The following is a 16,904-nucleotide window of genomic DNA, read 5'->3' on the forward strand; positions in this document are numbered from 1 at the left end:
TTTGATTTTTAGTTGTCCTGTAATTTATACTCCTGGGTTTTGATCAGCATACCTTGTTCGTCTGTGGTTTTGATCATGCGACCTAAGCCATCATATTCAAAATAAAGTATCTGACCAGAACCGTTATTTTGGGCGCTAATTTGCCCGCTATTGCGGTCATAGCTAAAACTCTGCATACTGGCGACCGCCGGACAGAACATAATTTCATCTATCAGGGCATTGGCCAGCCCCCCGGTTCCATAACATACAATACCTACAGGCTGACCGGAAGTTGTTGTTACTTCGGTTTCATAATAGGACCAACCGTTGGACAGTGTTCTCTTAGGACTCAGGAACTGCACGCTGTTACCATTGGCAGCGTAATATTCTACACCAGTTGGACGGGTAGCCCAAAAAGAAAGTGTGTATTTTTTACCACTAGTCAGCACCAGGTTCGTTTTTATAGCAGCGTTGCTGGCAGATGCCGTTAAAGATGGGGAAACTGTAAGTGCTCCTGTTCCTGCCATTGCTTTCGCCGGACTGGCAATCTGGAAGCTGGTACCATTATAATCCCAGCCATTTTTATATTCTGCCCCAGAGTTGCTATAGTCACCTTCAAAGCCGGCATAGGCAATTTCTGCATAAGCTGCATTCTGCGTTTGGGAACTTGGTAACAGTCCCTGATAGTCCCAGGTAGTGGCAGAAGGCATGGAGTTATTGATCCTGGTCAGCACCTTAGGATAAGTATTATTGGCTCCAGAACTATATTGTGCAATATTTTCCTGCAACTTATAACGAGTATCCATCACAAAATTGTTGCCTGAAATGGTTGACGATTTAAACCCAGTAGGAGCAGCGGCATTATCATAAACCGTTACCGGCTCTGTAAACTCTGTTGCATATTTTTGCCATGACAGTGGTTTATATAGACCATAAGTATACAGTTCAGCACCTAAGACCTTTGGTAATGCACCTGGGGTGGGATTAACAGCTGATTTTTTGGTAATTTTTTCAACCGGATAGTTTTTGATCCCGTACTGCTGCAACAAATTCTTCAGCCCCAACCCAATGACATCTGTTGCATTTCCATTATAGTCTGCATGGCTATTATATTTTATATCTGTAGTGATCTTTGCTCCATCACTTGTAGTTTGTGATTTTGAGATCAGATTACCATAAGTATCATAACTGTATTCTGTTTCTGTTGCAGCATAGTCGCCTTCAGCATTATACAGCCTTTCTTCCGTTTTAATCAGCGGTGTATTGTAATAATAATACTTAAATGCCCATGCGCGCAGATTGACCAATCCACCTCCATTACAAGTAGATGTGAGGTAGTATAGTATCCTGCGGTCACTCGCTTTAATGAATTTGTTTTTTCGCGCCGGACTGTAATCATATGTGTTTATTACTTCTTTGACGATATCGCCATCGGAATTGTAATCGGTCGAATTCAAAAGATTTCCACGGTCCATGTCCGTTGAGGACAGTCTGAAGTTCCTATCCTGATAAATATTTACGCTGTAATAACCACTGTGCAACTCATCTCTATAAGCTGCGTTATCGAGATTTGAAAATTTATAGGTTGTATAACTACTATCAGCATTTACTTCCGTTACCGTACTGTAATTCACCACACCACCTTTGAACAGTTTGGTGAACTCTTTATGGCTGACTGTTGAAAAATTTGTCAGGTAGAAATTATTGTACGTAGTCCCATAACATTTATTAATTTTTATAATATCATCGGTTGGATCAAAGTTCAGAATACCACTGTAACCTGAAGCATCTGTACTCGGATAGTTATTGTGATAGAAATAATTTTTAATTACCGCTGGGGCACCAAAGATATCTACATGCTTGATCTGTTTGACCCTACAGCCCGGACCATAATTATTCACCCCGGTTACATTCTCAATATCCATTGTTCCTGCTGCCAGGTTTACATCAACTTTCTTTGCGTATAAATTACCTTCATAGGTGAATTCTGTGCTCCCTCCTAATGGATTAACTATTTTCGTCAACATTCCATCCAGGCTAAAGGCACTATGAAAGTCCTGGAGCATTAACTGGCTCATACCGCATGCCGTATCATCACCAGTTCCGTTGTAAAAATCCCAATAATCTTTACTTAAGGCATCAAGTTCTGGAAGACCACCAACATTATTGTAAGTGAAGGAGTATTTGCTGTCCGTTTTAGTGTCTTTGAAATTGAAGCGGTACAGCTCATCCAAAGTTCTCCTGGTATTAGGGTTGGCGCTCTGTACGAATTTATACCCATCTACATAACTCTGGCTAATCTTATCGAAATACACCAGTGAATCCAGTTGTTGGTTGAAATTGGGCAGATTCACAGTAGGATATTGATACAGGTAAGGAAGCAAATAATCGCCATCACCAATAAACGCTGCAGTACAATAATCAATCTTATTAAATATATTTTCTTTTTCAGAAGTAAGTGGGCAACCCAAGGTAGGTAAAGGTTTAAGCCATTTCTCTACTGCTTGAGAGTGTTTAAAATAGAGTATTCCGCGGCTGGTTTCTATACTATTAAGATAAACCGGGTTAATTGCGGTCAAACCAAATTCAATTTCGGGATCACTCCAATTCGTTCCCTCCACTGCTCCATAAAGGTAATTTTTGCTTCTTTGGAACTGCACTTTCCCTCTGTTATAAGTAAACTTTATCTCTTCGCCAAGTGGAGAAACAATTTTACTCAGCTTCCAGGTATTCGCTGTACGCGCCTGGGACATATGGCTATTGATGTAATCTCCTGGATCTTTAAGCATTCCCCTGGTAAACTCAATTGCTGAGTCAACACCGCCAAAAATGTACTTATAACCATCCGGGGTCGTTAGCGTAAACTGAGTAAACAGTGTTGCCACGTTAGGCTTATGGTAACTTGTCATTTCCCCGGGACTTTTCCAGTTATTATGGTTGTACTGATAAAAAGTTGACTCATTATAGTCATAAGTATAGAGCACTTCTTCAATCTTCAGATCAAGATTCTCTTTTGATTTGACCTTCCATTCCCCGGTCTCAGATCTAAAAAAGCTACCGCTGTGCCCTGCAAAGTTAAACTGGAACTCATCCGGCTGTCCGTCATAACTATATGACCCGATTGGGTGGTTAGGCCCAGATTTTAATGGATCATTGTGATCGTCTAAGAAGGTCGAAGTATTCCAATCCGAAGTGTTGAATTGAGAACCAAAGAAATAATACCCTCTTTCAAAAACCTGCCCGTTATCCTTCCAGGCAAAATTATACATCTCGTCCGGAGAGCCATTTACGCTTCTTGTAATCTGGCTTTCTCCGTCCAGGCTCCAGGACATTCCCATCAGACCCGGCATTTCATTAACCCTGATCCCTCCTGAATAATAGCTCAATCCGATATTATATTTCATGGCATCACCCTGGAGGGTATATAGAGGAATATTTACGGTTGCACAGCCATGAAACATATCGACTCCCGAATGTTCCTTTTTCTGGACTGATTCTGAATTCGGAGTCAGGTTTGTATTGGGAGAAAATCTTCCTGCAATGGCTTTCGCACCTTCAACGTTCATTGACTGAGAAAATATTTCACTATTGCTATTTAGCATAATGGTGCTTAGTAGCGCTAATTTAGCAAGGTTAATTCTTTTGCGCTTGGAATTCGGATTGACCAACTTTTCCGGTCTCTTTAAAAACATATTTCAAATTTATTTTTAAGCTTAATGATATATTTATTTATATTTTATAGCCTGCTCTAATGATCCAGGGGCTATTGATGCCTGTTTTATCGTTGAGGAAGTTATAGCCAATCAGGAAGGTGCCCTGCTGATTGCGGTTAATGCGATAGGTCTTCATTAGACCTATATAAACTGCATCCTGTAATAATCCCATAGCCGTGCGTACATTAGATGCATTACCATAACGCTCCTGCAATTGTACATAAGGCCTGTTCAGGGGTTTGAGGCTCTTCTCATAACCACCCTGCAAGCTGATGCCCCAGATCAGTTGTCCGTCCAGGAACACTCTTCCGGTCAGGCCTTCGTAACTTAATCTCAGGTGCTGCCAGTCGCGGCCCAGTCCCAGGCTGGCATCCAGTCCTATACCGATGCTGATGCGTGGGCTATGGCGATAAGCAGCATTCAAGCCGGCCTGTACCATAACGGGCTTTTGTCCGTTAGGCGATGCTCTTTGTGTCTGCAGATTGTATTGGTACTCCCAGCGCTGCCAGAATGGTATGCCCCGCATAGGGTTCTTCAGATCAGCCATGGGATTGCGGAGGCCTTGTTTGACTTTATCTTTTGTGTCTTTAATCGTGTTCTTAGCCTCATTAATTGTTTGAGCAGCCTGTTTTACTTTAGCTGCTTGCTTCTCCAGTCCCAGTTGTTTACTATAGTCCTGTACCTGCTGCGCCGCCTGTTGCTGTACCTGTTGTAACTGGTTGCCGAACTGCTGTTCCAATGCGGCATTGACTGAGGATTTGGTCTGGTAGCCCATTTGTTTCAGGTCCTGCTCACTCAGGTTTGCGGAAGACATGCCCGGTAGTGATGAGCGGGACAGCATCTCATTAAATCCTTCTATCCCCTGCAGCAGATCAAGGGCTTTCTCTTCTGTTGCATCAGGGTCCTGTACAATTTTCTTCCAGTACCCGGCCTGCTGTGTGCCATAGCCATAGGCTTTGTTGAGCCTTCCTAATTTGGATGCGAAGGCAGATTGGCCCAGTAAGCGGTTTAGGGCATCGCTGCGCTTTTTGACCTGGTTCTTCAGATAGTCCTGTGCATTAAGCTGACTGTTGAGCTGGTCCATACCGGGTACGGATAAACCTGTGCCACTGGGTATTTTTTGCTGTATAAAGGATTGTATTTTCTTCAGGCTGTCCAATGCTTTGACCGGTTGCATTCCGGCCAGCTTATTTAGTAAAGCCGTATCCATTGCTGTTTTGCGCAGGCTGTCAAAATTGGCTGCATTTAGTTTCTCATACTGTGCATATAAGGTACTGTCGCTGCGTTGCAATTTGGCGGCCAGACGGCACTCCTGTCGCTGTAGTTTGCGCAGCATGCGTTGTTGTGCGCGGGAAGCTTTCTGCTGGTATTGCAAGTGCTGGCGGTATTGCTTCTGGATATACACCTCTGCTGCATGCACGATCTCTGTACTATCTTCAATGGCAGCTGCCTCCTGTGCCCGGGCACAGATCCATGCCGGGAGTATACACAATAGCAATAATAAAAACGACTTAAACATAGCGAATTTAAGTATAGCAAAGGGGTTTTAGAGGACGCACAAAAGTATTATTATTTTTAGTGAATTTTTAACTACCTAGTCCCAAATGTGAAAAAATGTTATTAATAATCAATGAAATATTTTTCAATAAAATATTTCCCATTTTTGCAAAAAACAGAAAATGAGGGATAGAATCTTTTACTGTTTTGTATTTCAGGACACTACATAATCACTATGAAGTGATAGTTTGATATACTGTTTCATAGATCAGTTAAATATCTGATCATTATATGGTAAACATTATTTCACAATAGGTAAGGGAAACCAGAGTAATTTAATCACAAACATGAAAGAGGAAAGTTGGAACATTGATAACCTGAATACGACAAATGATAAAAATGCCACGAATAATCGCTATTCGTGGCATTTTTGTTTTTAGCACTATAAAATACGCTCTGGAAGTGTGTTTCACCAATAAGGTTCGAATCTCTTCCTCTCTGCCAATAAAAAAGTCCGGCCTTAAGGTCGGACTTTTTTATTGGTAGTAGATACTACTAATCTTTCATTTCCTTATCTATCTTGAAGCGGAAAGTGCCATTGGTAATGTGCAGCACTTCTCCATTAGTTGCGTATTGTCTTGGTAATTCTATATCAAATTTACCTTCTACCCAACCGGCGGCTACTTTTGTAATTTCAAAGTTTCCTACAGTAGCATCTTCTGATCCATAGAACTCAAACTCTTCGCCCACCGTCTTGGTCATCGAAAAATGTACGCTCGGACAAGGACCGTCTTTCGGAACTACAGTTTGCACATAAGGCAACTTACCCACTGCAGGAGCGGCATGTGGTGGTGTGTGGATGATGATATCCAGCTTATAAGGCACTTTTACTTCATAAGATACATACAGTACGTGATCATTGCCTGCTTTTTCATCTTCGGTTTCCGGTTCAAATTTATTGTACGCGTTTAGCTCTGCGTTCTTATGGGATATGGTTTTCCCGTTCAGGTCATACTTTAAATATGCGCCGGTACTTTGTGCAGAGGCTGTTGTAAATAATGCTGCTGCAATAAGGGTACATACGGCTTTCAGAAAATGTTTCATTGTATTATTTTATATGTTCGTGTTGTTAAGAATAGAACAGGCAACACTACAGTGCTGCCTGTCAGAAATATCTATAATCGGGCAAGCAAAAAGAGAGATTACTTTATGCCCAGATCTTCAATGCTGATAATTTTATCGTCCTGCCAGCATATCTTGAAACTGCGGGTAGTAACGCCTGCTTTTGCTTCCATGGTACAACAAGGTGCATTTGAGGCCACAACCTTTGCACCGCTCATAATATAGTCGGTGAAAGTGAGGCTATTTCCTTCTGCCAGTTTGCTTTTCAGTTCGTCACTGAAATATGCATCAGCTGCCTTTTGGGCACTACCTTCAGTACCATCCAGCATGGCCATGAATTCTTTCATTTTGCCTGGAGTAGAGGATGCCGTAGTTTTAGCGGGCACCTTGTCTTTAGCGGCGCTTTTGTTAGACTGAGCTGCGATGCCGCTGCATGATGCCATAATAATGGCTACTGATAATGATGCTGTAGTAAATATGTTTTTCATTTTTTCAGATAATTCAGATGAGATATTTGCTTTTAAAACTTAAAAAAGAAATAGACCACTGCTGCCCATTCTTTCTTTACACCGCTGGCATAACCAATGGTGCTGTGGCTACTGTTCTCCACCGTGCCATTGCTTTTGATATAGCCGATCGTACTATGGCTACTGTTCTCAACAGTGCCATCGCTTTTGACATAACCCACTGTAGAATGGCTGCTGTTCTCGATCGTGCCGTTGCTTTTGATGTAACCAATAGTACTATGACTACTGTTTTCGATAGTACCATCACTTTTAATATAACCAACCGTTGAGTGGCTGCTGTTTTCAATAGTCCCATCGCTTTTGATATAGCCCTTGGTACTATGGTTACCTGACTCAATACTCTGGGCATTACAAACTGTTATACTTACAAGTCCCAGAATGGTTAAGAATACTTTTTGCATGTCTTATTTTTTAATCGCGTTAACGATACTTTTTAAGAAAGCATCCATTTCTGCTGTGCTCTTAGCATCATTGTGTACAGATGTGGAGGCTACCAGGGTTAATTTAGGATTAGTAGGATGGGCGAGGATATAGACAACAAACTGACCGTTAGGCTGCCATTTTTCACTTCTGCTCCCTCTGAATTCCTCATCGGCGCTAAAGGTATATCCTTTCAGACCATTCATATTTACCGGCTGATACAGGGTCATCAGATCCATCTTCTTAATCTCTCTGTTGTTCTTCCAGCTCAGACTTGGAATTCTTCTGCGTTCCGTCAGCAGCCCATTGATATGATCCCAGTCAATAGTATATTTTTCAATATCGTAGTTTGCAAATTTGGTCACAAAGTCCTGAGATGCATAGTAGGCTGCAGCATGGATAAAATCATTGGCCAGCTCCTCTGCATTCATACCCGGAAAATCATCGCTGGATATTGCATATACTGTATATCGATAATTATTCTTATCCCTCAACTCATACCCAAATATGGTTCCTGTGGCACCCAGACGACCACTTTGTTTTAAATCAAAATCACTCGCGATATTGGTCTTATCTACTTTCAGGTCTAAAAAGGGGAGGTATAAATTTTTGGTTTCCCATACCGGTACATTCAGTACGATAGGCTCCAGTAAAGCAATGGATTGGCCATACTCCTCATATCCTGTCTTTTCTCTGTAGTTAAAGGAGATTTTAACCTGTAGCACTTTGCTGGCTTCTCTTCCGGGAGCAGCACCAAATATCCAGTCCAGGTTATTACCGCCCATATCCATAGCACCTTTTTCAAAAACCTTGAACTTCTTTGAAGCAGGAGTGCTTTTCAAAAAATCCTCTACGGCAGCTGTACCGTCTTTTCTCAGGTACCAATAGCCTTCTTCTTCATTTTTCGCCGTCAGGATATCTACCACTAATACCGTTCTTCCATAAATGAAAGATGGAATTTTCGGATTCTTAAAACTCACTTCCAGTGAAGTCAGATCTTTCGGGCTAACTGTAGCCCCTGATTTAACAGGCTTACCATTAATAAAGGCTGTAAGCTGGGCGTGTACCGTGCTCGTCAAAAGTGCGAATGCCCCCAACAGGGCAAAGCGAAGATGTTTCATAAATTAATATATCAGTTGTTTAAATATTACGCTGTATCAGAATCGGTAACGATTGTCAAAACCCTGCCGGCGTATCAAACACTGGCAGGGCAATAGTATTAGTAATTATTTCAGGCTTTGGAAAGCGGCAAGTTGTTTATCCAGCTCTTTCAGCTCTGTATTGAATATAGGTTCTATTTTAAAGTATCGGTTACCCTTTTTAAAGTAGAACAGGAAATTTTTAATGGGACTACCATTGGAGCCTTTCATTTTAAAAATAACCCCGAAAGCGCCATTGGTCAGCTGTTTGGTTTCGATCAGTTCTATAAAGTCTTCGCTTGCAGTTACCGCTTGTTTCAGCGTAGTAGTATCTCCTGGATACGCAGACTCCTTTATTTCTGTAAGACTAATCCTTGCATCGCTGATATGGAAATCATAATCGGATAATTCTGTGTCTGTTTCAGAAGCGCCATAATCCTGAAACTCCGGCACCTCCTCGGTTTTAGGCATAGTGATCGTAAGATCATATTTCTCCAGTTTCTTTTCTTCTAATGGCTTGGATTGTCCACAAGCCTGGAATAATAATGTGGCAACTACAGTTAATTGTAAAAGGTACTTTTTCATTTTTTTTAATTTGGGAGATTAAATTTATTCAGGTTCAATGCTACATTTTTACGGATAAGGCGATCTTAGTTAAAGGCTTTTGCTGGTATAGATAGTTTACAGGGCTAAAATCGGGTCTAGGCAGTGGCAGCAACAGCAACTTTCTTTTTAACGAAAAAGCGCATAATACCTCCTACAATGCCAATGAATCCGGCAAAAATCATGCAGTACACACCAGAACCAACTTTAGCACCTACGGTTAATGCATCCCCTGTAGTAGAATCGTTATAATATTTCAGTCCGAGCATACATACGAGTATGGAAAACAGAATCGCAACAACGGCGCTCCATTTTTTGTTCAGGGCACCCATGCCTAAAATAATAGCACCCAGTACAATAAAGAACAATCCAGGATTACCTCCATAGTCTCCCATAAAACCATTATGAGATTCTCCTAATAACTCAACCCATGGCAACCATGCAGAAATGATGGAAAGTACGCCGGCAATAATCAATGTCAATCTTGAAATCATGTTAAATAAGTTTTGTTTTAAAAAATTTGCATCCGCAAAATAGTACGCATAACTATACCATTTTAAGCAAATGAAAATTCGCCGGTACTTTTTGAAAATTCGTTACCATAGAGAGGATGTACGTAATGTTTAGATGGAATTTAGGGCAGTAAAAAACTCTTCCTTCTTCCTGACAGAAAGAGGAATCACCGTTTTATCTTTCATAATGATGCTTCCGGAATCTGTCTTTACATAATGATCGAAGTACAGCATATTGATGAGGTGTGACTGATGCGTACGGAAAAAGCCCATAGGCAGTAACATGGTTTCATACTCCTTCAGGGTAGTAGAGACCAGCAGCTTCTGACCATTAAGCATATAGAAAGTGGTATAGTTCTTTTCAGACTCACAACGAATGATATCCTGCACATTAATGGAGTAAACCTTCTCCGCTGTTTTCAGCACAATCTTCTGCAGATTTCTGGGGCGTTCAATATTGGAAAACAGGGTACTGAATTGTAGCTCCAGCATTTCTTTGCTTAAGGTTTCCTGGGCTTTGGTAACCGCTTCAATAAGGTCTGAAGGGTCAATAGGTTTCAATAAGAAATCAATGGCACTGAACCTAAAAGCTTTAACCGCAAACTCCTGGAAGGCTGTTATAAATATCACTTTAAAATCAATGGGCTTTAGTTTTTGCAACAGGTCAAACCCTGTACCATCACCCATTTCAACATCCAGGAAAACAAGGTCAGGCAAATATTTCCTGATCGCAGTAACTCCGGAAGCCACACTGTCTGCTTCCGCAATAATGGCAACATTTGGACAATATTGTTTTATGAGCGCCACGTTTTTCTGGCGGATATTATGAATGTCGTCTATGATAATCGCTCTGAGCATGTCCTGATTAATTATAACTGTATGGAATTTCAAAAAAGGTTTTAACACCTTGTATCGTATTATTCTCGCCGGTGATATTCAGTGTATGAATAGTGATCTTCTTATCGGACGCAATACTCTCCAGTCTTTCCCAGGTAATTTGTGTGGATAAAGAGCGCTGACCTTCTGCTGTTTCTTTTTCGGCAAGCCCGGTTCCGTTATCGGTTACTTCAAAAAACAACTGTTGTGCTTTCATATAAAAACGAACATGAATAATGCCTCCTTCCTTTTTATGCTTCAGCCCATGTCTGATGGCATTTTCAATAAAAGGCTGGGTAAGCATGGGCGGCAGTAAAACAGCTTCTGGATCTATACCCTCGTCGACCGTTACCTTATGCGTAAAATTATTATTGTACAACAGCTTTTGAATATTCATGTAGTTATCCAGCATATTAAGCTCCTCATCCAGTCCGATATAGTTCTCCCTCGAGTTCTCCAGGATCTGCCTGGTGAGCTTGGAAAACTTTGTCAGGTAATTGATCGCCTCTTCATCTTTGTTGCTGTGGATAAGGCTTTGAATATTGTCTACTGAATTAAAAATGAAATGCGGATTCATCTGCGTAAGTAATAATCGTTGTTTCAGCTGTTCATTCTTATTCGCAGTGATGATCGCTTTTTGTCTGAAAGATTTAATGACGAAAATAATAACCACGCCTAACAGCAAAGCCAGCGCGACAAAGCCGTATAACAGCATATTTCGTTTGGCTATCTTCTGTTGATTAGCCAATGCTGTAGCAGCTGTTTTCTTATCAAACTCATATTGTAATTGCTGCTTTTCAAATTTTGCATTGAGTGCCGTAACTGCGTTTATTTTCTCCTGGTTGATGTAATCTTCTCTGAATGCGGCCTCCTTTAAAGCATATTCATATGCATTTACATAGTCGCCGTTTTTGGCATACAATTTGGCAAGGCTGCCTGTTATACTAATGCTGCCTTCAAGGTTATTGAACTTCTCTGTTAGCAGCAATGCTTCCTTATAATATTTAATAGCTTTAGTAGTATTGCCCGCTTCAGCCTCTTTAATCGCCAGGTAGGCTAATGCAGGCTGCAGCGCTATTTCATCATTCACCTCGCGGGCAGCGATAATTACTTTTTCAAAATAGTAAACTGCGGAATCTTTCATTTTTAAAGAATCACAACAAATAGCCATGTTCATATAAAAATCCATCTGTGGCACTCTGGTTCCGGTGGCATCATAAGCATGCTTCGATAACCAGATATACTTGTAAGCGCTATCAAATCTGGAGAGGTTTATATAAGCAGAGGCGATATGATTATAGGAGAACCTTAGTGAGGAATATTTTTCTTTTTTTATGAATATTTCAGCAGCCTGGCTACAGTACTTAATGGCTTCTTCTGCATAACCAATATTGCTGTATGTCTGGCCCAGACCCTGCAATGATATACCTATCTGAGCGCTGTCATTTATTTCCTGTGCAACCTTCATCGCTTCATGATACAAAGCGATTGCTTTTTTGGTATCACCAGAACCGCCATAATCTTTTGCCAGATTGCTCAGCACGATGGCTTCTTTTTGTTTGAATCCATGCGCACGCCCATAGGCCAATGCAGTTTGATGCAGCTTGATTGCCTGTTCCCGTTCTCCGTTGTTATAGGCTATCGATCCCAGTGCCAGTGTATTCATAAAAATACCCCAGGGATAGTTGATCTGCTGTGACTCTTTTAAGGTACGGCTTGCAAGGTCTTTCGCAAAAGCAGGGTTGATGGTGACACTATCTGTAACGGTTTTAATATTTGCTTTGATCGCATTTGTATCAAGCGTCGGGAAGGCAAATGATCGGGCAGAACAGAAACCTAACAGGAGTAATAAAACAATAGCTTTTCTCAATTGACATGGTAACATAATAGAAGTAACAGTGTAAACGATTGGTTAAAGTGCAAATATATATAACTAAACTGCCTATTTTAAATATTAATCACCATTTATGGATATTTCTCTTGTTCCTTAATCAAAAAATAATAAATCATAGGCATAAATATTATCAGTCTAAACTGAATATTGGGCAACAGATTCCGAAAATTCGCTCACCAGTAACGAACATTCGTTTCAAGAGCAACTGACATAAGCGTTCTTAAGTTTCACACTGTATCTGAATCGAAAAGGAGTTAAGGAAGGCATCCCATACATTATAACATAAGTTTATATAACATATCACCTGCTGATAATCTGATATACGCTAATTTTATGCTCACCTATGAGTACGGAAATGACAGGCATCATAGCCGGCATTTTTACCGGTATATCCTTACTACCCCAGCTGATAAAACTGATCAGGGAACAAAAGCCGCAGGACATCTCAGTGTTGATGCTCGCTGCATTACTGATCGGACTAAGTCTTTGGGTGGTATATGGTATCCAAAAACAGGACTGGCCTATTATCGTGACCAATTCATTTTCGCTCCTGGTAAACTGTTGCCTTTTAGTACTGAATTTTTATTACCGCAAGCGTAAGCATTAAACAGGAAGTACCGTAGCATTGCTCATCGCCCTACCACCGCTAGGTGCTTCAATTGTTGATTTTTAAAAAACAGGATATGAAAGCAATCTGGAATGGTGCCATAGGATTTGGCCTGGTCAACATCCCCATCAAAATTTACGCTGCTACCGAAACCAGTAAACTGGACCTGGATATGCTGGATCGTAAAGACCTCTCTAATATTCAATTTAAGCGTGTAAATGCCCATACCGGTAAAGAGGTAAAATGGGAAAATATTGTAAAGGGATACCTGATCGAAGACCACTATGTGGTATTGGAAGAACAGGACTTTGCAGCGGCCATGCCCGAAAAAACAAAAATCCTGTCTATAGATCAGTTTGTCAAAGAGGCTGATGTGGACAGTGTATATTTTGAAAACCCTTACTTTCTTGAACCTCAGAAAAGCGGAGAAACCGCCTATCGCCTGCTCCTGCATGCCTTGCTCAATACAGGTATGGCGGGTATTGGCACTTTTGTATTGCGCGAGAGTGAGGCCATAGGTATGATACGCCCTTATAATGATGAGGTACTGATGCTGCAACGCCTGCGCTTTGCTGAAGAGGTAAGGGATTATAAAGACCTGAAATTACCGGCTGCAAAAGCACCTAAGCCTGCAGAGCTAAAAATGGCGAAAAGCCTTATTGAGCAATTATCCTCGGCTTTTGACCCCACAGTGTATGAAGATAATTATGCTAAAGCTTTGCTGAAAATCATTAAGCAGAAAGCAAAAGGCAAAACGGTGAAAGCGAAAAAAACAGCTGCACCGGATAAAGGTAAAGTGGTAGACCTGATGGCACAATTGAAGGCCAGCCTGCAATCCCGTAAACGCAAAACCACGGCCTCATGAAAACACTGAAAGACTATAATGAAAAGAGAAAATTTGACGAGACCACTGAGCCGGAAGGCCGTAGCAAAAGCAGTAAAGGAAAGCTCATCTTCGTCATTCAAAGGCATGCCGCCAGCCGCCTGCACTATGATTTCCGGCTGGAGATGGATGGTGTACTGAAAAGCTGGGCTATACCCAAAGGACCTTCTCTTGACCCGGCAGATAAACGCCTGGCTATGATGGTGGAGGATCATCCTTATGATTATAAAGATTTTGAAGGCAATATACCGGAAGGCAATTATGGAGCGGGACAGGTAGAAGTCTGGGACCATGGTACATATGAGCCACTGGAAGAGAGTAAGCTGGATGATGAAAAACAGCTGCTGAAAGATCTGCAATCGGGATCACTGAAGTTTGTCCTTAAAGGCAGAAAACTGAAAGGAGAATTTGCCCTGGTCAAAATGAAACAGGCTGAAGAAAATGCCTGGCTGCTGATCAAGCATCATGACCGATATGCGGAAAGTCCTTACGATGCGGAAGCGCATACCGCCAAAGGATCAGAAGTCACGAAATTTCTGAAACAAAAAAAAAGCCCGGTCGCGAAAACAAAGAAGCCCTGAAGCCCGAGGTAAGGCGCTTTAATACCTTGGGCAAGGAACGCAAACTACAGCACTATATACATCCGATGCTGGCCAGTCTGCACACACAGCCATTCGATGACCCGGACTGGGTTTTCGAGATCAAGTGGGATGGCTACAGGGCTATAGCCGATCTGCGACAGAAGGAAGCACAACTGTACTCCCGAAACGGCATTTCATTTGCCCAAAAATTCCATAGCATTGCGGAAGACCTTTCTGCACAGTCTTATGATATGGTACTGGACGGGGAGATCGTTGCTTATGATGCAGAGGGTAAACCTTCCTTCCAGTTGCTGCAGCAGATTGATGACTATCCAGATCTGACACTGGTGTACCATGTATTCGACCTGCTGTGGCTGAACGGGCACAGCACCGAAATGTTGCCCTTGCTGCAACGCAAAGAATTGCTGAAAGAAGCACTGACCGAAACACAAATGGTACAGTACTGCGACCATATCTCTGAGGAGGGTATTGCATTCTTTGAACGACTAAAGGCGATGCAACTGGAAGGCATGATAGCCAAGAGCGCCGACAGCGTGTACCGGGAAAACTACAGAAGCCAGGATTGGCTCAAAGTAAAATTTACCAATACAGAAGAGACTATTATCTGCGGCTTTACGGAACCAAGAGGCTCCCGGCACAAATTCGGAGCACTCATATTGGGTAAATATATAGATGATGTGCTTACCTATTGTGGTCACACTGGTACAGGATTTAATCACCAATCACTTGATGATCTCTATACCAGGTTAAAGCCACTGATTACAGCTAAAAGTCCATTTTATACAATACCGAAAACCAATGCTCCGGTTACCTGGGTAGCACCGGTACTGGTATGTGAAATTAAATTCTCCGAAATTACCAAAGACGGCATATACAGGCACCCGGTGTTTGTCGGGCTGAGGGAGGATAAAGAGGCCGGTGATATCACCGAAAAAACCAAAACAATGAAAAAGAAAGCGACCACGCAGAAAGCGGGTGAGGAGGTGATTACCTTAAACCGGCATAAAGTTATACTTACTAACCAGGATAAGATTTACTTCCCTAAAGAAAAGATCAGCAAGGGTATGGTTATTGATTATTATCAGTCAGTAGCGGCGTATATTTTGCCGCATCTGAAGAATCGTCCTTTGTCGCTCAACCGCTTTCCAAACGGCATTGAGGGCGATAGTTTTTACCAGAAAGATGCGGATGAGCATGCACCGGACTGGATCAAAACAACCGATGTGTTTTCAGCATCGACTGATAAAAACATCCATTACCTGATCTGCAATAATAAAGCTACGCTGGCCTACCTCAACAACCTTGGCTGCATTGACCTTAATCCCTGGAACAGTGCCCTGCCCGACCTGCAGTACCCGCACTTCCTGGTATTGGACCTGGACCCTTCTGCGAAAAATACGTTTAATGATGTGATCGAAACCGCAGTACAGGTAAAGGAAATACTGGACCAGGTTAAGATAAAAGGATACTGTAAAACCTCTGGCAGCACGGGCATACATATATACCTTCCGATGGGTGCGCAGTATACATTTGAGCAGGTAAAAGATTTTGCACACCTGCTCATGCAGGAGGTCAATAAACGATTGCCGGAACTGACCACACTGGAACGCAGCCTGAAAAAAAGAAGTGATCGAAAGATCTATCTCGACTACTTGCAGAACCGCCAGGGACAAACGCTGGCGAGTGTATACAGCCTGCGGCCCAGGCCCGGTGCTCCAGTATCTATGCCATTGGAATGGGAGGAACTGAAAACGGGATTGAAGCCAACAGACTTTAATATATACAATGCACTGGAGCGCATAGAGCAAAAAGGAGATCTTTTCAAACCCGTACTGGGCCACGGCATCAATATGGAAAAGGCACTGGAACGACTGGCCGGATTATAAAAATGCCCTTCCGGAGAAGGGCTTCTTCCAGGGTTCTGGCGCAGCCATCATGCAGGTAGAAGGCCCTAGTTGCAGCACATAGTACGGTATTCGGGAATGGTAAAAAGATTACCATAATTATCTGTGACCTTAATGTCGGTTAAGATAAACCTGTCCTTGTATATTGCCTGCCCTATAGCCCGCTTAATATGCTCAGACAACCGGTTACCCTTATTGAATGATGAATAAATGCACGTGCCTTCTCTATAAATAGAAAAATGATATGAAGTGATGCGGTAATATAATTCTTCGAAGTCATGCCCTCTTAATATGGATGGCTCGCAATAAAAGGAATCGGTATAGGGCATTAACATTGTCCCCAGTTCAAGTGTTCTGTACCCGGGTTTAAATTTAATGTCAGGGATCACAAACTTTGTAACTACGCTCAGATCAAAAGACGCAACCTCAGCACTATCCGATTCGTTAAGGATTTCAATTGTTCCACCACTGCCTTTGGGCTTTACATAATAGACAGAGTCAGTGACCCTTTTATACTCCAAACCATAAAATTGAATAGTGTAGCCATTGTTGGCAAAATTCATGAGTATTATTTCATTGAAATAAAAATTGGTTATTTCAAGGGTGCGGCTACCGTTAACGGAAAG

15 protein-coding genes are annotated in these 16,904 nt (G+C 41.9%); 4 read left to right on the forward strand and 11 right to left on the reverse strand.

The features are described 5' to 3' along the window. Positions 1-8: 8 nt before the first annotated feature. The 10 genes from EMP01_RS02960 to EMP01_RS03005 all read right to left on the reverse strand — a co-directional run bounded on the left by EMP01_RS02960 (position 9) and on the right by EMP01_RS03005 (position 12,273). Positions 9-3,545 (reverse strand): carbohydrate binding domain-containing protein, encoded by a 3,537-nt coding sequence (locus EMP01_RS02960; RefSeq protein ID WP_129019993.1) that lies wholly within the window; start codon positions 3,543-3,545, stop codon positions 9-11. A 163-nt stretch (positions 3,546-3,708) separates the two neighbouring features. Then, positions 3,709-5,211, reverse strand: a complete 1,503-nt coding sequence (locus EMP01_RS02965; protein ID WP_129019994.1) for a hypothetical protein — start codon at positions 5,209-5,211, stop codon at positions 3,709-3,711. A 533-nt stretch (positions 5,212-5,744) separates the two neighbouring features. Next, on the reverse strand, positions 5,745-6,293 hold the full coding sequence (locus EMP01_RS02970; protein ID WP_129019995.1) for a hypothetical protein: 549 nt from the start codon (positions 6,291-6,293) through the stop codon (positions 5,745-5,747). Positions 6,294-6,391: 98 nt separating this feature from the next. After that, positions 6,392-6,799: a hypothetical protein gene (locus EMP01_RS02975; RefSeq protein WP_129019996.1), complete on the reverse strand. Its 408-nt coding sequence runs from the start codon at positions 6,797-6,799 to the stop codon at positions 6,392-6,394. Positions 6,800-6,831: 32 nt separating this feature from the next. After that, positions 6,832-7,239, reverse strand: a complete 408-nt coding sequence (locus EMP01_RS02980) for a 5-fold beta-flower protein (RefSeq protein ID WP_129019997.1) — start codon at positions 7,237-7,239, stop codon at positions 6,832-6,834. Positions 7,240-7,242: 3 nt separating this feature from the next. Beyond that, complete coding sequence (locus EMP01_RS02985; RefSeq protein WP_129019998.1) at positions 7,243-8,379, reverse strand: hypothetical protein; 1,137 nt, start codon at positions 8,377-8,379, stop codon at positions 7,243-7,245. Between the two features lie 105 nt (positions 8,380-8,484). Next, positions 8,485-8,982 carry a hypothetical protein gene (locus EMP01_RS02990; RefSeq protein WP_129019999.1) on the reverse strand — a complete coding sequence of 166 codons (498 nt, stop codon included), beginning with the start codon at positions 8,980-8,982 and terminating at the stop codon, positions 8,485-8,487. 116 nt (positions 8,983-9,098) lie between these two features. After that, complete coding sequence (locus EMP01_RS02995; protein WP_129020000.1) at positions 9,099-9,494, reverse strand: hypothetical protein; 396 nt, start codon at positions 9,492-9,494, stop codon at positions 9,099-9,101. 129 nt (positions 9,495-9,623) lie between these two features. Next, positions 9,624-10,370 (reverse strand): LytR/AlgR family response regulator transcription factor, encoded by a 747-nt coding sequence (locus tag EMP01_RS03000; RefSeq protein ID WP_129020001.1) that lies wholly within the window; start codon positions 10,368-10,370, stop codon positions 9,624-9,626. A 7-nt stretch (positions 10,371-10,377) separates the two neighbouring features. After that, positions 10,378-12,273 carry a tetratricopeptide repeat-containing sensor histidine kinase gene (locus EMP01_RS03005; RefSeq protein ID WP_129020002.1) on the reverse strand — a complete coding sequence of 632 codons (1,896 nt, stop codon included), beginning with the start codon at positions 12,271-12,273 and terminating at the stop codon, positions 10,378-10,380. 352 nt (positions 12,274-12,625) lie between these two features. Between EMP01_RS03005 and EMP01_RS03010 the strand changes: the two genes are divergently transcribed. From EMP01_RS03010 to ligD, 4 genes are all read left to right on the forward strand, one after another. Continuing rightward, positions 12,626-12,889 (forward strand): SemiSWEET family sugar transporter, encoded by a 264-nt coding sequence (locus EMP01_RS03010; RefSeq protein WP_129020003.1) that lies wholly within the window; start codon positions 12,626-12,628, stop codon positions 12,887-12,889. 76 nt (positions 12,890-12,965) lie between these two features. Continuing rightward, the gene (gene ku, locus EMP01_RS03015) at positions 12,966-13,754 is read left to right on the forward strand and encodes a non-homologous end joining protein Ku (protein ID WP_129020004.1); all 789 of its coding nucleotides are present in this window, start codon (positions 12,966-12,968) and stop codon (positions 13,752-13,754) included. Then, positions 13,751-14,353 (forward strand): DNA polymerase ligase N-terminal domain-containing protein, encoded by a 603-nt coding sequence (locus EMP01_RS15660; RefSeq protein WP_129020005.1) that lies wholly within the window; start codon positions 13,751-13,753, stop codon positions 14,351-14,353. Before ku ends, EMP01_RS15660 begins: the two co-directional genes overlap by 4 nt. Positions 14,354-14,379: 26 nt before the next feature. Beyond that, the gene (ligD, locus tag EMP01_RS03025) at positions 14,380-16,260 is read left to right on the forward strand and encodes a DNA ligase D (RefSeq protein ID WP_237559455.1); all 1,881 of its coding nucleotides are present in this window, start codon (positions 14,380-14,382) and stop codon (positions 16,258-16,260) included. A gap of 65 nt (positions 16,261-16,325) precedes the next feature. Here the strand turns inward: ligD and EMP01_RS03030 are convergent, their stop codons facing one another. Next, a complete protein-coding gene (locus EMP01_RS03030; protein WP_129020006.1) occupies positions 16,326-16,841 on the reverse strand; it encodes a hypothetical protein in 516 nt (171 codons plus the stop codon). Between the last annotated feature and the right edge of the window lie 63 nt (positions 16,842-16,904).

Origin of the sequence: Edaphocola flava (genome assembly GCF_004118155.1) — a bacterium.
Classification (GTDB): Bacteria; Bacteroidota; Bacteroidia; order Chitinophagales; family Chitinophagaceae; genus Edaphocola; species Edaphocola flava.

Excerpts from the sequence above, each read along its gene's own strand:
- EMP01_RS03005 (WP_129020002.1), bottom strand. The coding sequence starts at position 12,273 with ATGTTACCATGTCAATTGAGAAAAGCTATTGTTTTATTACTCCTGTTA.
- EMP01_RS02960 (WP_129019993.1), bottom strand. The coding sequence starts at position 3,545 with ATGAACGTTGAAGGTGCGAAAGCCATTGCAGGAAGATTTTCTCCCAAT.
- EMP01_RS02980 (WP_129019997.1), bottom strand. The coding sequence starts at position 7,239 with ATGCAAAAAGTATTCTTAACCATTCTGGGACTTGTAAGTATAACAGTT.
- EMP01_RS03000 (WP_129020001.1), bottom strand. The coding sequence starts at position 10,370 with ATGCTCAGAGCGATTATCATAGACGACATTCATAATATCCGCCAGAAA.
- EMP01_RS03010 (WP_129020003.1), top strand. The coding sequence starts at position 12,626 with ATGAGTACGGAAATGACAGGCATCATAGCCGGCATTTTTACCGGTATA.
- ku (WP_129020004.1), top strand. The coding sequence starts at position 12,966 with ATGAAAGCAATCTGGAATGGTGCCATAGGATTTGGCCTGGTCAACATC.
- EMP01_RS02965 (WP_129019994.1), bottom strand. The coding sequence starts at position 5,211 with ATGTTTAAGTCGTTTTTATTATTGCTATTGTGTATACTCCCGGCATGG.
- EMP01_RS03030 (WP_129020006.1), bottom strand. The coding sequence starts at position 16,841 with ATGAATTTTGCCAACAATGGCTACACTATTCAATTTTATGGTTTGGAG.
- EMP01_RS15660 (WP_129020005.1), top strand. The coding sequence starts at position 13,751 with ATGAAAACACTGAAAGACTATAATGAAAAGAGAAAATTTGACGAGACC.
- EMP01_RS02990 (WP_129019999.1), bottom strand. The coding sequence starts at position 8,982 with ATGAAAAAGTACCTTTTACAATTAACTGTAGTTGCCACATTATTATTC.
- EMP01_RS02970 (WP_129019995.1), bottom strand. The coding sequence starts at position 6,293 with ATGAAACATTTTCTGAAAGCCGTATGTACCCTTATTGCAGCAGCATTA.
- EMP01_RS02995 (WP_129020000.1), bottom strand. The coding sequence starts at position 9,494 with ATGATTTCAAGATTGACATTGATTATTGCCGGCGTACTTTCCATCATT.
- EMP01_RS02985 (WP_129019998.1), bottom strand. The coding sequence starts at position 8,379 with ATGAAACATCTTCGCTTTGCCCTGTTGGGGGCATTCGCACTTTTGACG.
- EMP01_RS02975 (WP_129019996.1), bottom strand. The coding sequence starts at position 6,799 with ATGAAAAACATATTTACTACAGCATCATTATCAGTAGCCATTATTATG.